The following is a 15,839-nucleotide window of genomic DNA, read 5'->3' as shown; positions in this document are numbered from 1 at the left end:
TATGTGAAACCCGCACTCTGGCTTATGTTTACTTCTTTCGAAGTAATTACCTTTCATTGTTCAGTTTTCAAAGATCAACTTCGCCTTCACAACACTGTGTTGTGGCGACTAGATTATAATAACAGATTCACAATATCATGTCAACAGTTATTTTTAATCTTTTTAATTTTCTTAGTTACTAAGCTGTAAGAAAATTAAAAGTGCTTGTGTCTCAAGCACTGAATGTATTATATGATATTTTTAAACATTTTGCAACCCCTTTCCCAATATTTTTTAAACAAGCATAACCACCGTATAGCTTGAGAAGAAATATATTGCTCGTTTCTAATGACACCACCAAGGAATGCCATCTTTGCGTAGAACGTTTTGCTATATCCTTATTACCTAAATGCCGAAACGCAGAAACGAGCAACATGCTCCAGAGCAAACCTAACCACTGTATCAGTTCGGGAAGGAATATGTTACTTGTTTCCAATGACACCACCAAGGAACGCCATCTTTGCGTAGAACGTTTTGCTATATCCTTATTACCTAAATGCCGAAATGCAGAAACGAGCAACATGTTCCTGAACAAGCATAACCACTGTATAGCTTGAGAAGGAATATGTTGCTCGTTTCCCTTTCACCAATCAAGCATTCTAGCAAAACAGAATAGCTTCATTAGAGACGATTTCGTGCATCTTTTTTATTATTGGATTTCCAAATTGCCCACAAAGATGTAGCTACGCAAATGGATGAGTACGCACCACTGACGAAACCTACGATCATACATAGAGCAAAGTTCTTTGTTGTATCTCCACCAAAAAAGTACAAGGAACAACATGCGAACAATACTGTGGATAATGTATAGCAGGAACGATGGATACTTTGATGGATACTTGCATTCGCAAGATCTGCAAATGTATCGGTACGCTTATGAGTGTGTGTATTTTCACGAATACGGTCAAAGATTACGACAGATTCATTCATAGAGTAACCGATAACTGTCAAAATCGCCGCCAAAAAGGAGGAATCAATTTCTAAATGGAAGAAAGAGAATATCCCCAATACCATGATAAGGTCATGGAAGATAGCTGCCAAACATGACAAGGCCACACGATACTCAAAACGATATGTAATATACAAGGCTAACGCTACGAAAGCAATTAATAAATTCGTCAATGCATGTTCTGTTACTTCGGATCCAATAACAGCGCCTACTGATTCAATACGCTTTACTGTTCCTTCCGCTAGATTTTTATTTAATGCTGCTACCACAGCTTGACTTTCACTAGCCTCAAGGTTACGAGTACGAATCATTACCGTTTTACCTTCTGATTCAGTAGCATCTGCACCAGATAATTGGATCACTGCATTTTCTAATTCAAAGGCTTTCAAATTTTCCCGCACAGCAGATACCTGCACTGGTTTACTAAATTCAACTTCTACAATGGTACCACCTGTAAAGTCGATACCAAAGTTAAATCCATACATAAACATGGAAATAATACTTAGAATAACCGCAATGGAGGAGATACTAAACCACCAACGATGACGTTTTATTACATCAAATGTCATTTTTTCTTATCTCCTTTCTTAAATGCTTCAATGGTAACAGATGGAGATACATTAGAACCATACCAGAATGGACGGTTCGTAATTTGCGCTGCAATAAGCATATGCATTAAGGTACGACTCATAGATACGGCTGTAAACATGGATACAATAACACCTAATGCCAAGTTGATAGCAAAGCCTTTCACAGGACCGCTACCTAACACAATTAGAATCACGGCCGTAATCATAACAGATGTATTTGCATCAAAGATTGTATCGAAGGCACGACGGAAACCAGATTCCATGGACATGCGCAATGTTTTACCTTCCACCACTTCTTCTTTGAACCGTTCAAAGATTAGGATGTTCGCATCCACGGCAACCCCCATACTGAGGATAATACCAGCTACACCTGGCAAGGTCATGGTCGCATTCAAGGCATGCGGTCCTAGAATCGCTACCAAAATTAACACAAACACTAACAAAGCGATAGTTGCCACAAATCCAGATAATCTGTATAACACAAGCATAAATGCAATGATTAAAGCAATACCAACACCAAAGGCTACGACAGATTTATCTTTGGAGTCTTGACCCAAAGTAGGACCAACTGTACGTACTTCCATAACTTCTACTTTTACAGGCAATGCACCAGAACGTAGTAAAATAGCTAAGCTTTTCGCTTCTTCCAAGTCACGGCTACCAGTTATACGAGCACTACCACCAGTAATTGGTTCGTTGACCACTGGATTTGTCAATTGCTCACCATCCAAATAAATGCCGATGTGACGACCAATATTAGCTGTTGTTAAGGCGCCGAATTTTTTCGCACCTTCATCTGTTAATTGGATATTAACGGATGCTTGTTTACCTTCTAATTGTTCTTTTGCATCTTTTAAGTCATTACCATCTAAATGGACTTTGCCATTTTCATCACGGAACTCAAGAACCGCCGTTTTACCAACTGTTTCGATGGCTTTTTGTGGATCTTTTTCACCAGGTAATTCGATAATAATACGTTTTTTACCTTCTCGTTGAATGATAGGCTCTGTTAAGCCCATTTCATTAATACGACGGCCTAAAATTTGAATAACCCGTTCTACTGCATCATCTGTAACCACGTTAGGGCCAGAATCTTGTGCTTCTAATACAATGTGAGTACCACCTTGTAAATCCAACCCTTGTTTAATGGAGTTAGCAAGTGGTCCAATGAGCCAAATAAATAGGCCTAAAATCACTGCTACTACGCCGAAAAAGCGTAAAGCTGCTTTTGTGTTCAATGGATTCCCTCCTATTCTTTATAACAATGGATACTCTCTGATGGTGTCACAATGGTGTGCATCCACTCATCATGAGGTGCCATAGGTAACATTCCTTCTGAAAGTTGGTTATCCCAGGCTATACCGATTCGTTTTTCTACAGCAATCTGTTGTAAGTATCGGTCATAATATCCAGCCCCCATTCCCATGCGACCGCCTCTATGATCAAAGGCAAGACCGGGAACGAGAATACAATCCAATGTTTGAGGTTCTACAACTACATACGGTTCTTTGGGAATCCGTATTCCCAAAGCTCCTCTATCAACGTCCTTTAAACTCTGTATGCGAACTCCTACCATATCTGTTTTCGTCACACACACAGGCACATATACATACTTACCCTGTTGCAATGCTTCTGTAATAAACATATCTACATTGGCTTCTTTAGGCATAGCCAAGTACGCCATAATATGCTCTGCATCAGATATTGTAGGAATAGACCAAAGTCGATCATCTAATTGTTGAGACCAAATTGCAACCTCTTGGACTTGTACATTGCGACGACGTTCTAAAAACTTCTTACGCAATGCCGTTTTATCCATTACTTCTGTTCCTTTCCAAGAACTTGAGCTATGGCTGTACGAGCAAATTTCATTTCCACTTTTTCAGACACTTGTAACACTAATGTATCTTCTGTTAAGGAAACAATTTCACCATAAATACCACCAACAGTCAATACTTTTTGACCTTTTTTAAGGCTGTTCAATAACACTTGACGTTGTTTTTGTTGTTTCTTTTGCGGACGATATAACAAGAAGTAGAAAATCACGACCATAATCAACAATGGTAAAATCGCTTGCCCTGTTTGTCCTTGGAAAAATTCTAAGAAATCCATAAGTCCTCCTATTTAGTAAAATACTGCCAGAACTCTTCGCGGAATGCTACAAAGCGATCCTCTAGGATAGCTTTACGCATTTGACGCATAAATTCTAGTAAGAAATATAAATTATGATACGACACCAATCGGAAAGCCAAAATTTCTTCTGCCTTATATAGATGTCGAATATAAGCTCTGGAATAGTTTTGGCACGCATAACAGCCACAACCTTCTTCAATCGGACCCCAGTCGCGCATGAAAGAAGCATTGCGTAAATTCAATCGCCCTTTCCACGTCATGGCCATACCATTCCGCGCTACTCGTGTTGGATATACACAGTCAAACATATCTACTCCACGAGCTACCCCTTCCACTAAGCAGTCAGCAGTACCAACACCCATCAAATAACGAGCTTTATTAGTAGGCAACAATGGTGTTGTATATTCTAGTACTTCATACATCAAATCATGTGGTTCCCCTACCGAAAGGCCACCAATGCTATACCCTTCAAAGTCCATATCCACTAACTCTTTAGCACTTCTTTCACGAAGGTCTTTATACATACCACCTTGAACGATACCAAACATGCCTTGATTCTTAGAACGACGTGCTTCTTGGCAACGTTCTGCCCAACGTGTGGTCCGTGCTGTTGATGCATCTGCATATCGATGATCCGCAGGGTATGGAATACACTCATCGAATGCCATCATAATATCAGAACCTAATTGTTCTTGTACCTTAGTGGCCACTTCAGGAGAGAGAAATTTTTTCGACCCATCTAAATGGGATCTAAAATTAACTCCTTCTTCAGTAATCTTGCGCAGCTTTCCTAAACTGAACACTTGGAACCCGCCACTATCCGTTAAAATAGCTTGATCCCAGTTCATGAACTTATGCAATCCGCCCGCTTCTTCCACTAGGTCAGCGCCTGGGCGCAAGAATAAATGATAGGTATTACTCAAGATAACTTGAGAGCCCATCGCTTTCAGCTCCTCTGGGGCTAATGTTTTCACCGTCGCCTGTGTCCCAACGGGCATAAACATCGGTGTTTCATATGTCCCATGAGGAGTATGCAATAACCCTGCCCGTGCACCTGTGTGGGGACATTGTTTTTGCAATTCAAATCTAATCGCCATATACACACTCCTTTATTACTTCTGTATTATAACACAACTTTCAACTTATCGAATGAACATTGCATCACCAAAGCTAAAAAATCTATATTTTTCACGTACCGCCTCTTCATAGGCCTCTAGACAATGCTCTCTACCAGCTAAGGCACTAATAAGCATGAGTAAGGTAGACTGTGGCAGATGAAAGTTAGTGATCAACGCATCTACCATCTTGTACTCATAGCCAGGATAAATAAAGATTTGAGTCCAATCAGACCCACTCCTTACATGACCTACCTCGGTCGCTGCTGATTCTAATGTACGCACCGATGTAGTTCCTACAGCAATCACTCTTCGTCCTTCCGCTTTGGCACGATTCACCAGCTCTGCAGTTTCTTCTGACACGTGATAAAACTCTTTATGCATATCATGGTCTTCAATGGATTCTGCCGACACAGGGCGGAATGTACCTAACCCTACATGCAATGTAACAAATCCAATTTGTACCCCTTTGCGCTGAATTTCATCCAATAATTCCGGTGTAAAATGTAAGCCTGCTGTGGGGGCTGCCGCCGATCCTTTTTCTTTGGCATATACCGTTTGGTATCTATCTTTGTCTTCTAGTTTTTCATGGATATACGGAGGCAATGGCATTTCACCAATATCATTAATAATCTCATCAAAATTACCGTTCGGCTTAAATTGAATCAGTCGACCGCCAAAATCTGTATGGTCTATAACCTCAGCCTCTAGATTAGGACCAAAGGATAAGAGTTGTCCCTTTAGACATTTTTTCCCTGGCTTTACCAGACACTCCCAAAGATGTTCTCCTTTGGGCGTTAACAGTAGTACTTCTACCTTACCACCTGTCCCTTTACGTTCTCCATACAAACGAGCAGGGATAACCTTAGTGTTATTAAAGATTAACACATCCCCTTCACATAGTTCATCTAGTATGGAGTGAAAGGATGCTTTATGGCATATCTCTCCACTTACCTTGTCTAAGGTCATCAATCGCGACGTATCCCGTGGTTCTACCGGATGTTGTGCAATGAGTTCCTCAGGCAAATCATAATTAAAATCAGATACTTTCATACTATTCCTCATTAATTGTACAGTTTCGTAAGTGCCGTACCTTGGTAATAATGTTGTAAAATCACTTTATAATAATCAGGCTGACTTGCCTCTTTTCGGCTAGCCATTTCCGCCGCTCCCCACTGTGAAAGTCCCAAACCATGTCCCCAACCATATCCATGAATTGTCACAGTCTGATTCGCTTTACTAAACGTATGGTTAGCTTTTACAGAAGACCCCTGAATCCGACTCGGCGGTGTTTGTCCTACATAAAAATCAAATAAGGTGGACTTTAAGCCAAATATCCCTTGCACCTGTTCTCCTGTAAGCGATATAGAGCCCTTTTCACCTACAAATTTCATTGTTTTTACACGTCCTGAAACCCCTCGATCTTGTACTTTCATAGGTCGATCTGCCAATGGAGATAATTCAATTTTCTGTAAGTACCCTACCGATTTGCTAGCTGCTGCTAATTTTTGTTCTATACTTTGACGGCTGGTAATGACATTCCATACGGTTGTACCCTCATGATTCGAGTAATCTTGCACCCCTTTTAAGTAGGGCAAATCATTACCCCATAGGTTCACGCTATCCTCTGTATAGCCACCTCCATCGGAATGAAAAAGAGCATTAATCGGTTGGCCCTGATAAGTGAGAACCATGCCATGTGTACGCTTTACCGCTGTATTTGTGCTTACAAACTCACTACTTTTCCCTCCATATACTTGGTCAGCTGTAGTAGTTCCAATATCATACATACTATTTTGTTTGCTCTTCATGGAGTGCAAGGCATAGGTCCTAGCTGCCACTGCTTGTGCTTCTAAGGCCGGCGTAGGCCAACTAGGTACCACTTCTTCTGGTACTACACCTTGTACATATTGTTCTAACCCCAGTACATTAATAACACTCATGGATCCTGATGTATTAGCATGTACTGTCACAGCGCCTCGATAGGTTTTTCCTAATGTTTGCAATTCAGATCCATATCTACCTTGTGTATTTTGAATAGTAATTGACTTATCAATACTATGTCCATTTATATGTACTGAACCGCCTTCACTCGAAACTGTCACAGTCTGATTTTCTTTGATAGTTTGCACTTGATGTCCACGGCTATCTAGAACAACCATAGGCATAGCACTACTAATGGAAAAAGATTGTGATCTATGCCCAAGCAACACTCGTATCACAGGCTCTCCACTAGAACCTTTCTTGACCTCTTGTACAACATTAGATACTCTTGCTTGTTTGTCAGTATTTTCTTGCACTCTGATTGTCTCTTGAGGTGTTGTTTTCGTCGCTTTCGTCACTTTAGTAGCAGGCTTAAAAACTACCCATTTTGATGCTGCCGAATCTTTTCTTTCATTCGGTTTCACAAAAGTAGCTTTCACTGTTGTACGTTTCGGCACTTCCTTTTGCGATGCTGCTGCGCCTACAAAAGGTGCACTTCCTAATACAGCTGTTATAACCGCTATCGCCACATAGCGATATCCTACCTTTCTCATGCATCCACCTTTCTAGGGATTCCCAAGTGGTCATAGGCAGCAGGAGTGACGATACGTCCACGATTTGTGCGCGCCAACAAACCAAGTTGCATCAAATATGGTTCATACACATCTTCAACACTTTCACGTTCCTCACTCACAGAGGCTGCAATTGTATCCACCCCTACAGGCCCACCATCGAATTTTTCAATGATAGTGCTTAAAATGCGTCTATCTATACGGTCTAGACCTAGCTTATCAATATCTAATCGCTGTAAGGCCTGATCTGCAATTTCTTTTGTAATCACACCATCACCCAATACTTGTGCTACATCACGGACACGTTTCAACAAGCGATTCGCGATACGAGGGGTTCCTCTAGAACGACGAGCGATTTCACTAGCTCCTTCTGGATCCATATGAATATCTAAAATATCAGCAGAACGGCTCACAATAAACTCTAGCTCATTTTGCTTGTAATATTCTAAACGGCTAATCACACCAAAGCGATCACGTAGCGGTGCCGCCAAAGATCCTGCTCGTGTTGTGGCACCAATCAGCGTGAATTTAGGCAATTCAATGCGCACCGATCTAGCACTCGGACCTTTACCAATAATGATATCTAAAGCATAATCTTCCATAGCAGAATATAGCACTTCTTCTACAGAGCGAGATAAACGATGGATTTCATCGATAAACAGTACATCTCCCGGCTGCAAATTACTCAATAAAGCTGCCAAATCGCCAGCTCGTTCTATGGCTGGTCCAGAGGTAACTCGGAAGTTTACGCCCAATTCATTAGCAACGATTCCTGCCAAGGTGGTTTTCCCTAACCCTGGAGGTCCATAGAGTAAGACATGGTCCAAAGTATCTCCTCGCAGCTTGGCCGCTTCAATAAAAATATGAAGATTCTCCTTTGCCTGTGTTTGTCCAATATATTCTTTTAAATAGCGAGGACGAAGACTAAATTGCCAATTGTCTTCCTCCCGTTCTTGCATGGTTACAATTCGATTTTCTTGATCCATTCTTATCGCCCTTTACCCAATGCCGCTAATACTTGTTTTAATAAGACTGGTACTTCTTGTGTGCCATCGTAAACTTCTTGGATTACCGGCTGCACTTCTTGTGCGCTGTATCCTAATGCCATAAGTGCTTCTAGCACTTCTTCGGTAGTACCTACAGGCACTTGTTCTACTGGTGAAATTCTTCCCGTTGGTGTGAAAGTTCCTGCAATACCGAGGCTTTCAATTTTATCTTTTAACTCTAGCACCAATCGCTCTGCTGATTTTTTACCAATACCAGGCAATTTCTGAAGACCTTTTGTATCACCACTAATGATGAGTCCTACAAAATGTTCTGGACTTATGGCCGATAAAATGCCAAGACCCAATTTAGGTCCCACTCCTGATACGGAGATGAGCAGTAAAAACAACTCATAATCTTCCATCGTCAAAAAGCCATATAACTGAATAGCATCTTCACGAACATTAGTATACGTGAATAAACAAGTTTCTTCACCTACTTGCAACTGACTTTGCACTGAACTAGGTACGTACACACGATAGCCCACATCATGGACATTCACGTACACCGAATCTAGCAATCGATGGGTGACAACCCCTTTTATATATGCAATCATAAACTCCTCACAATTGTAAAATTTGCTTCAATGTATCTGTATGGGAACTATGGGCTGTACATATAGCAATCGCTAAGGCATCAGCCGCATCATCAGGCTTAATTTTTTCACGAATCCCCAATAAGTTCATTGTCATATACGTGACCTGCTCTTTTGTAGCTTTTCCATAGCCCACCACAGATTGTTTCACCTGCAATGGTGTATATTCGTAAATTGGTAAGTCTTGTTGACTCGCCGCCAATAAGGTAACACCTCTTGCTTGTGCTACGCCGATACCCGTCGTTACATTGCGGGCAAAGTACAATTTTTCTATACCAAACTTTTGAGGGCGAAATTCTTCTAAAATATCGCTTAGTTCATTAAATATAATTTCTAACCGGCTTGCTTCTGGCGTTTTTGCCTCTGTGGTTATCACTCCATAGGTAACAGGTTTTAAAGAGCTTCCTATGACATCGATGATACCATATCCACAAATCGCATAGCCTGGATCTATTCCAATAATTCGCACGCTATAACCTCTGATTTCTTTTCATTGTTCCAATCATTTAATTATAGCAAATTTATAGAACATCTGCACCTATAGTATCCCTTTTTCTAATAAGCTTACATAGATGCCATCACCAATAATGATATGATCCAACACAGGGATACCCATCACTTCTCCAGCTCTAGCAAATATTTTAGTCACCCGTACATCATCACTACTCTCGGTAGGATCTCCTGATGGGTGATTATGCATCAAAATAATAGCCGCCGCATTGGCATCGATAGCTTGACGGAATACTGCTCGTTGCTCCGCCGTACTACTAGTTAACCCTCCTTTAGAAATCAGAACAGGCTTAATCAATTTATTTTTTACCGTCAATAATAAGACATAAAAGTGTTCTTCTGTTTTATGACGAAGACGTTCCATCATGTAATTAGCTGCCGCCTCCGGAGTGCTAAAATCTTCCCAATCTCGTTTCACTTTCATCTGTCCTAGACGTCTGCCCAGTTCGATAGCCGCACAAATAGTCACCGCCTTGTCTTGCCCAATGCCATCAATTTCTCGCAAAGCATCTATCGTAACATTGTTCAAGCCTCCTACCAATCCTTCCATGCGTTTCACCACTTCATGAGCCACTTCTAAGACGGTGGAACCCTTGCATCCTGTACGCAATAAAATGGCTAATAATTCTTCTAATTCTAACGCTTCAGCTCCTAAGGCAATGAATTTTTCTCGTGGCATTTGATATGATTGTAAATCCAACATAATTCCTCCAACATTTGAAAGTACATCCTTTAGCCCTATAAACGACAACACGCCACACTCCAAAGAGTGTGACGCATCACTATGTACCCATCGTGGGCACTTATATATCTTTCTTTATACTATAAATTCGCTATAGATTAGGAAAATCCTTTTATTTTGTTCAAACTTTATCCAACTTCTCCCACAGATTCCACCTCAGTCGAGGTCTAATGATAACAATCTGCTTAGGGTAAACTCCCTTTCTAACCTATACTAAGAAAAGCTTATTCTTTCACATCCTCTGCACCCGCTTGACCTTGCCCATATACATTGGCTGCATAGATCGCAAAATCTTCTCCATGTTTGAAAGCATCTTCTCTTAGATACGCATGAAAGACAACTTGGTCTTCTTTCACCTGTATCAAATTCGGTACATGCTGCGCTAAAACATCAAACAACTCTTGTTCTGCTTTTAATAACACACGGCCATGTTTTAACTTTTTCCCTTCTACCACTGAGTAAGCTAAGGCCCATACAGGGCGATCATCAGTGGACGATAATTTACGATATTTATAGCGAAATTTCAATGGGGGCATCATGGATTGTTTAAATTGGTAGACCCCGTTGATCATTGTATAAGGAATGATCATTCGTTTCTTTCCTAATAAGCCTACCTCATCAATGATGAGATCCGATTCGGTCAACCTAAATGTATAGGTCCCCACTGCCTGCGATACAAGGACAAATAGAATCATTCCTTCTATTAATATTTCCGCTAAGGCTATACTACCTAACTCCACATAGCGCCATACACTATATGCCAACGCACCCAATGCTATCACAATAAATACAGTAACTAATGCAATGCCAGCTTTGGATCGTTTCGATTGTTCTTGATATTGTATAGACATGATCTCATCCTTTCATCAACAGTATCATCATCCTACTGTTAGAATAACAACCGATGAAAGCATTTGTCAACAAAAAAAGAGCCCCTCATAGAGGGGACTCTTTCACAAGTAATCAAAGATTACCAGTTTTTCATCACTAATGGAGCTGTAATACGTTTTGTATCACGAGCGATCATGATTTCTTCATTTGTAGGGATTGCAAAGATTTTAACTTTGGAACCTTCTGCACTGATTTCCGCTTCTTTACCACGAACATTGTTGCGTTCAGGGTCAATACGAGTACCTAAGTATTCTAAACCATTGCAGATTGCGTCACGGTTGCCAATACCATTTTCACCGATACCAGCTGTGAATACGATAGCATCAACGCCACCCATAACAGCCACGTAAGCACCGATTGTAGCACGTACTTTGTAATGGAACATATCCAATGCTAATTGCGCACGTTTATTGCCTTCTTCAGCAGCTTCTTCGATAACGCGGAAGTCATTGGAAACGCCAGAAATACCAAATACACCAGATTTTTTATTCATGATAGCATCGATTTCATGGTATGTCATATCCCATTTTTCCATCAAGTAAGGTACGATAGCTGGGTCAATATCACCACAACGAGTACCCATGATTAAACCGGACAATGGAGTGAAACCCATGGAAGTATCGATGGAACGACCACCTTTGATTGCAGTAACAGAAGAACCATTACCTAAGTGACAGGATACGATACGAAGATCGGACATGTGTTTACCCATCAATTCAGCTACACGTTGTGCCACATATTTGTGGGAAGTACCATGGAAACCATAACGGCGAACACCTAAATCAGTGTATGCTTCGTATGGAAGACCATATAAGAATGCCTCAGCTGGCATTGTTTGATGGAATGCTGTATCAAATACACCAACTTGTGGTACATTTGGCATAATTTTTTGGCATGCTTCGATACCTTGGATATTTGGAGGATTGTGAAGTGGAGCGATTTTTGCGCATTCTTCCAAAGCTTCCATCACTGCTGGTGTAATTAATACGGAATCAGCAAATTTTTCAGCACCATGTACTACACGATGACCTACAGCGTCGATTTCATCCATGGAACCAATCACGCCATGTTCTGGATCAACTAAAATATCCAATAAGACTTGTAACGCCACTTTGTGGTCAGCTACTGGTTCGATGCGTTCTAATTTTTCAGCATCTGGACGGCGATGAGTGAAAATAGCATCATCGGAACCGATTTTTTCAAATTGACCTTTCGCCAATACAACTTCATGCTCCATATCAATTAATTGATACTTCAAGGAGGAGCTACCGCAGTTTACAACTAAAACGTTCATGTCTTATCCCTCTTTCTTAGTAACTTGAATGTGCCCATTCACACGTTGATTGATTTCTTCTCCTTGTGGGGAACTATCACTGTATGAATAGCGTATATTCCACAGTACACCTTTATTAATGAAAGTATACTGAGTAAACCTAATTTTTTGTCCATTAGCACCTGCTAGCATCGTAGATTTCACAGCCTGTACGCCGTCCACCTGCACTTGCTCTTGGTCCCATGGTATATTAGCACCCGTTTGGCCTAATTCTTTCACCAAAGCTTGTTGTCCTAATTTTGCGCCCTCTTCTAGTGTTGGCAATGGTGCTCCTGTAGAAGCCTGTGTAGCACTCACATAGACACCATAATTTTTATCTAGTCCTGCATAGATGGTTAAAGGTTGTCCCTTTTCATTAGCTGTAATTCTATCCAACTGACCGAAGTCAAAAGGAGAATCCACAATCACTTCAGATTGACCTACATTGATGACTTTCTGACCAAAACTATAGGTATCGATGGCTTGTTGACTACCACAGCCACCCAAGAACAACACCATCCCTAAACCAAGGGCTATGATATATTGTTTCATATAATTACCTCTAATAGACACATTTTCTACACCCAATTATAACATTAAATTCACGTTTTTTTCTACCCTTTTTTATGACTTCTTCCATACATAGCACTTCTATCGCATATAACTATTGCGCATATCAATCAAATAGATAGTCTGTTATACTATACATAAGAGGAGGTACTAAACCATGAATACCATCGGAATTATTGCAGAATATAATCCCTTTCATAAAGGGCATGCACACCAACTAGAAGGGTTACGACAAAAGTATCCAGAAACAACCTTGCTCGTTGTGATGAGTGGCGACTTTGTGCAACGGGGGACACCTGCCATATTTTCTAAATTTCACCGTGCTCAATGGGCTGTTATGAGCGGTGCTGATATCGTCTTTGAACTACCTTCTATGTTCGCCGTTAGTTCTGCAGAATATTTTGCATCCGGTGGTGTCAGATTATTACATGCCCTAGGGTGTGACGCTATCTCATTTGGTGCCAGCCATACACAAGTAGAGGAACTTGTATCCGTTGCCGAGGTTCTTGATCATCCTAGTACGCAAGAATCGTTGCGTACTCTTTTAGGGCAAGGGTACTCCTATGGTACCGCCTTACGCAAAGCAATCCAGCAGTATTATTCAGTAAGTACCTCAATGAATACCAATGATGCCTCAGGCAAAAACACATCCGAGAACAATTCATTAGAAACCTCAAACCATATGTCTATATTGGACTCTGACCCTAATACTATCCTAGGTATTGAATACATACGCGCCTTACATCGCTATCATATCGGATTAGACATCATTCCCGTGAAACGGACTAGTTCCCATCACAATCCAACCTTAGATGATTCGTTTCCATCTGGCACAGCCTTACGAAACGCTATTTATTCCTCTAAGCAAACCTCTTCTAGTCTATTCCGTTCTCAGGACAAGCAGCAAGTATTGGATACTGCCTACCCACCTTATGCCTCATTAGGAATTGATTCATCTATCTCATTAGATGAATTAGGTATCGATACCTCTTCTTTAGAAGAAGACACTTTCAAGTGGCATCACTACTTGCCCCCTATGGTAGCACCTCTCGCTATGGACATTGTAGAATCCAACTATTACACTAACTTAGAGCGCTATTATGACATGATTCATTTCGCTAGCCGTGTATCAAGCAAAGAAGATTTGCAAACTCTACAGGATATGAGCGACGGTTTAGAGGAGGCATGGCTCACTGCGAGTGCCCTCGCCTCTTGGGAGCAAGCCCGTGAAAGTTTAAAATCAAAACGCTACACCTATGCTCGTCTCGATCGCATCGCTACCTACAGCCTCTTCCGCCGCACCAAAAAGATGTTCCAAGAGTGCCATCAACAAGGACCTACCTATGGACGGCTGCTCGCTTTCAACGACAGAGGCCGTCAATACTTAAAAGAAAAACGTTCCTCCATTCCAGTCGTCCAAAAATGGGCTCCTTTTTGCCAAAGTGCAACAGGTACTACTAAAGTACTGTGTGAGCAAGATCAACTAGCTAGTAAACTATGGCGAATGACTGTAGATAATCCTAATTATCGAGGTAGTCATTATGATTTCACCACCAGTCCCATATATGTATAAAACCACAAAAAGTCCCCTGTACTGAACGCATCATTGCACTCAGTACAAGGGACTTTTCTATTACAACCATTCTGGAGGATCTACGATTATCTTACCACCTTCAATATCAATGGTTAACACCACTGTTTTCAAAGCTGGTAATAATAAATCTGGCTCCCCCTCTTTAGCGACTACATACACATCGTTTGCACCAGGTTGTAGTACTTCTTTTACAATGCCTAAATCATTACCTTCTGTATCTTCTACGGCAAGGCCTTCGATTTCAAAGATATAATATCTATCTTCTGGCAATTCCACCAAATCTTTTCTTGGCACTTTAATTTCTTGCTTACCTAAACGCTCCACAGCTGTGCGATCAGGTAACTCTTTAAAGGTAGCCAAGATAAACTGTTTATGAAATTTTGCAGATGTAATATGGTATAGTTGACCATTGATGTAGCATTCATCCATTTTCATAAACCGCTCAGGAAAATCTGTTCTCGGTAATATACGAACATCGCCCCGCACACCGTGCGGAGCGACGATCACACCGATGGTAATCAGTTCTTGTGTATCCATTATTGACGGAATGCCACAACTTTGCCATCTTCTAGCAAAATTTCAGATCCCATAAGAGCATCTAAATTATCACCGATTTTCACAGTAATAGTTTGCTCCATTTGACCTTGGGCAATTTCAGAACCAATTTCAAGCTTTTCTGCTTCTTTCAAACGCTCTGCTACTTGAGTTTTGAAAGCTACGCGTTGTTGCTTTTCTTCCTCGATTTGTTGACGCAATTGGATTAAACCTTGTGCATCAATTTTTGCTTGTTCACTTAACAAACGTTTAGCTTGGAATTCGATTTGTTGTAAATCTTGATCTACCATATCCATTTGTTGTTGTAAATCAGCAATAATTTTGTTTTTTAAAGTGTCCGTAACCTTAGACTTAATTGCCACGGGTACGCGTAATGTCATTTCTTCCATGTTACCACCCTTTTAGACAATATCAACGGATATCTTCTTGTTCTCTTTAATAGCCGCTGCTTTAGCCACAGCGCGAATCGCTTTCGCAATCTTACCTTGCTTTCCAATTACTTTACCCATATCATCAGGAGCGACACGGATTTCATAGACTTCCACTTGATCGTGAACTTCCATAGTAACAGAAACGGCTTCAGGTTGCTTAACTAATGATTGAACAATTAATGTAATTAATTCTTGCATCACAGTACGCCTCTCT

General features: G+C 40.8%; 18 protein-coding genes. 1 reads left to right on the top strand and 17 read right to left on the bottom strand.

The annotated features are described in order from the left end of the window. Positions 1-660: 660 nt before the first annotated feature. The 14 genes from secF to EO112_RS05960 all read right to left on the bottom strand — a co-directional run bounded on the left by secF (position 661) and on the right by EO112_RS05960 (position 13,027). The gene (gene secF / locus EO112_RS06025; protein ID WP_009353410.1) at positions 661-1,557 is read right to left on the bottom strand and encodes a protein translocase subunit SecF; all 897 of its coding nucleotides are present in this window, start codon (positions 1,555-1,557) and stop codon (positions 661-663) included. Then, on the bottom strand, positions 1,554-2,816 hold the full coding sequence (gene secD, locus EO112_RS06020) for a protein translocase subunit SecD (protein ID WP_127068220.1): 1,263 nt from the start codon (positions 2,814-2,816) through the stop codon (positions 1,554-1,556). The genes secF and secD overlap by 4 nt, the downstream gene beginning before the upstream one ends. A gap of 11 nt (positions 2,817-2,827) precedes the next feature. Further along, positions 2,828-3,397 carry a 5-formyltetrahydrofolate cyclo-ligase gene (locus EO112_RS06015; RefSeq protein ID WP_127163417.1) on the bottom strand — a complete coding sequence of 190 codons (570 nt, stop codon included), beginning with the start codon at positions 3,395-3,397 and terminating at the stop codon, positions 2,828-2,830. Then, complete coding sequence (gene yajC, locus EO112_RS06010; protein WP_009353379.1) at positions 3,397-3,690, bottom strand: preprotein translocase subunit YajC; 294 nt, start codon at positions 3,688-3,690, stop codon at positions 3,397-3,399. Before yajC ends, EO112_RS06015 begins: the two co-directional genes overlap by 1 nt. Before the next feature lie 8 nt (positions 3,691-3,698). Beyond that, positions 3,699-4,808, bottom strand: coding sequence for a tRNA guanosine(34) transglycosylase Tgt (tgt, locus tag EO112_RS06005; RefSeq protein WP_127163414.1), 1,110 nt, complete (start codon positions 4,806-4,808; stop codon positions 3,699-3,701). 45 nt (positions 4,809-4,853) lie between these two features. After that, a complete protein-coding gene (gene queA, locus EO112_RS06000; protein ID WP_127163412.1) occupies positions 4,854-5,879 on the bottom strand; it encodes a tRNA preQ1(34) S-adenosylmethionine ribosyltransferase-isomerase QueA in 1,026 nt (341 codons plus the stop codon). 11 nt (positions 5,880-5,890) lie between these two features. Further along, entirely contained in the window at positions 5,891-7,363 is a 1,473-nt protein-coding gene (locus EO112_RS05995; protein ID WP_240629351.1) for a SpoIID/LytB domain-containing protein, read from the bottom strand. Continuing rightward, positions 7,360-8,367, bottom strand: a complete 1,008-nt coding sequence (gene ruvB, locus EO112_RS05990) for a Holliday junction branch migration DNA helicase RuvB (RefSeq protein WP_009353399.1) — start codon at positions 8,365-8,367, stop codon at positions 7,360-7,362. Before ruvB ends, EO112_RS05995 begins: the two co-directional genes overlap by 4 nt. A gap of 2 nt (positions 8,368-8,369) precedes the next feature. Continuing rightward, positions 8,370-8,981 (bottom strand): Holliday junction branch migration protein RuvA, encoded by a 612-nt coding sequence (gene ruvA / locus EO112_RS05985; RefSeq protein WP_062401725.1) that lies wholly within the window; start codon positions 8,979-8,981, stop codon positions 8,370-8,372. A gap of 7 nt (positions 8,982-8,988) precedes the next feature. Continuing rightward, positions 8,989-9,489, bottom strand: coding sequence for a crossover junction endodeoxyribonuclease RuvC (gene ruvC, locus EO112_RS05980; RefSeq protein WP_009353415.1), 501 nt, complete (start codon positions 9,487-9,489; stop codon positions 8,989-8,991). A 69-nt stretch (positions 9,490-9,558) separates the two neighbouring features. Continuing rightward, positions 9,559-10,233: a DNA repair protein RadC gene (gene radC / locus EO112_RS05975; protein ID WP_009353338.1), complete on the bottom strand. Its 675-nt coding sequence runs from the start codon at positions 10,231-10,233 to the stop codon at positions 9,559-9,561. A 263-nt stretch (positions 10,234-10,496) separates the two neighbouring features. Then, positions 10,497-11,123 (bottom strand): hypothetical protein, encoded by a 627-nt coding sequence (locus EO112_RS05970; protein ID WP_009353277.1) that lies wholly within the window; start codon positions 11,121-11,123, stop codon positions 10,497-10,499. 119 nt (positions 11,124-11,242) lie between these two features. Then, a complete protein-coding gene (locus EO112_RS05965) occupies positions 11,243-12,457 on the bottom strand; it encodes an acetate/propionate family kinase (protein ID WP_009353440.1) in 1,215 nt (404 codons plus the stop codon). Positions 12,458-12,460: 3 nt separating this feature from the next. Next, complete coding sequence (locus tag EO112_RS05960) at positions 12,461-13,027, bottom strand: hypothetical protein (protein ID WP_009353283.1); 567 nt, start codon at positions 13,025-13,027, stop codon at positions 12,461-12,463. Between the two features lie 175 nt (positions 13,028-13,202). Here EO112_RS05960 and EO112_RS05955 point away from each other — a divergent pair, with 175 nt between their 5' ends. Next, on the top strand, positions 13,203-14,618 hold the full coding sequence (locus EO112_RS05955; protein WP_127163410.1) for a nucleotidyltransferase family protein: 1,416 nt from the start codon (positions 13,203-13,205) through the stop codon (positions 14,616-14,618). A gap of 60 nt (positions 14,619-14,678) precedes the next feature. Here EO112_RS05955 and rimM read toward each other — a convergent pair whose 3' ends face one another. From rimM to EO112_RS05940, 3 genes are read right to left on the bottom strand one after another with little or no spacing between them, the layout of a single operon-like run. Continuing rightward, positions 14,679-15,176, bottom strand: coding sequence for a ribosome maturation factor RimM (gene rimM, locus EO112_RS05950; protein WP_127163408.1), 498 nt, complete (start codon positions 15,174-15,176; stop codon positions 14,679-14,681). Next, positions 15,176-15,583, bottom strand: a complete 408-nt coding sequence (locus EO112_RS05945) for a YlqD family protein (RefSeq protein WP_127062411.1) — start codon at positions 15,581-15,583, stop codon at positions 15,176-15,178. Before EO112_RS05945 ends, rimM begins: the two co-directional genes overlap by 1 nt. Before the next feature lie 12 nt (positions 15,584-15,595). After that, positions 15,596-15,823, bottom strand: coding sequence for a KH domain-containing protein (locus EO112_RS05940; protein ID WP_127163406.1), 228 nt, complete (start codon positions 15,821-15,823; stop codon positions 15,596-15,598). Between the last annotated feature and the right edge of the window lie 16 nt (positions 15,824-15,839).

The sequence above is a fragment of the Veillonella sp. VA141 genome (genome assembly GCF_003992175.1).
Taxonomy (GTDB): Bacteria; Bacillota; Negativicutes; order Veillonellales; family Veillonellaceae; genus F0422.
Note: the sequence above shows the minus strand (reverse complement) of the source record. Positions and strands in the feature narration are given on the sequence as shown.

Bases quoted from the DNA above. Each gene is read 5' to 3' on its own strand.
- secF (WP_009353410.1), bottom strand. From the start codon at position 1,557: ATGACATTTGATGTAATAAAACGTCATCGTTGGTGGTTTAGTATCTCC.
- EO112_RS06015 (WP_127163417.1), bottom strand. From the start codon at position 3,397: ATGGATAAAACGGCATTGCGTAAGAAGTTTTTAGAACGTCGTCGCAAT.
- yajC (WP_009353379.1), bottom strand. From the start codon at position 3,690: ATGGATTTCTTAGAATTTTTCCAAGGACAAACAGGGCAAGCGATTTTA.
- tgt (WP_127163414.1), bottom strand. From the start codon at position 4,808: ATGGCGATTAGATTTGAATTGCAAAAACAATGTCCCCACACAGGTGCA.
- queA (WP_127163412.1), bottom strand. From the start codon at position 5,879: ATGAAAGTATCTGATTTTAATTATGATTTGCCTGAGGAACTCATTGCA.
- EO112_RS05995 (WP_240629351.1), bottom strand. From the start codon at position 7,363: ATGAGAAAGGTAGGATATCGCTATGTGGCGATAGCGGTTATAACAGCT.
- ruvB (WP_009353399.1), bottom strand. From the start codon at position 8,367: ATGGATCAAGAAAATCGAATTGTAACCATGCAAGAACGGGAGGAAGAC.
- ruvA (WP_062401725.1), bottom strand. From the start codon at position 8,981: ATGATTGCATATATAAAAGGGGTTGTCACCCATCGATTGCTAGATTCG.
- radC (WP_009353338.1), bottom strand. From the start codon at position 10,233: ATGTTGGATTTACAATCATATCAAATGCCACGAGAAAAATTCATTGCC.
- EO112_RS05970 (WP_009353277.1), bottom strand. From the start codon at position 11,123: ATGTCTATACAATATCAAGAACAATCGAAACGATCCAAAGCTGGCATT.
- EO112_RS05965 (WP_009353440.1), bottom strand. From the start codon at position 12,457: ATGAACGTTTTAGTTGTAAACTGCGGTAGCTCCTCCTTGAAGTATCAA.
- EO112_RS05960 (WP_009353283.1), bottom strand. From the start codon at position 13,027: ATGAAACAATATATCATAGCCCTTGGTTTAGGGATGGTGTTGTTCTTG.
- EO112_RS05955 (WP_127163410.1), top strand. From the start codon at position 13,203: ATGAATACCATCGGAATTATTGCAGAATATAATCCCTTTCATAAAGGG.
- rimM (WP_127163408.1), bottom strand. From the start codon at position 15,176: ATGGATACACAAGAACTGATTACCATCGGTGTGATCGTCGCTCCGCAC.
- EO112_RS05945 (WP_127062411.1), bottom strand. From the start codon at position 15,583: ATGGAAGAAATGACATTACGCGTACCCGTGGCAATTAAGTCTAAGGTT.
- EO112_RS05940 (WP_127163406.1), bottom strand. From the start codon at position 15,823: ATGCAAGAATTAATTACATTAATTGTTCAATCATTAGTTAAGCAACCT.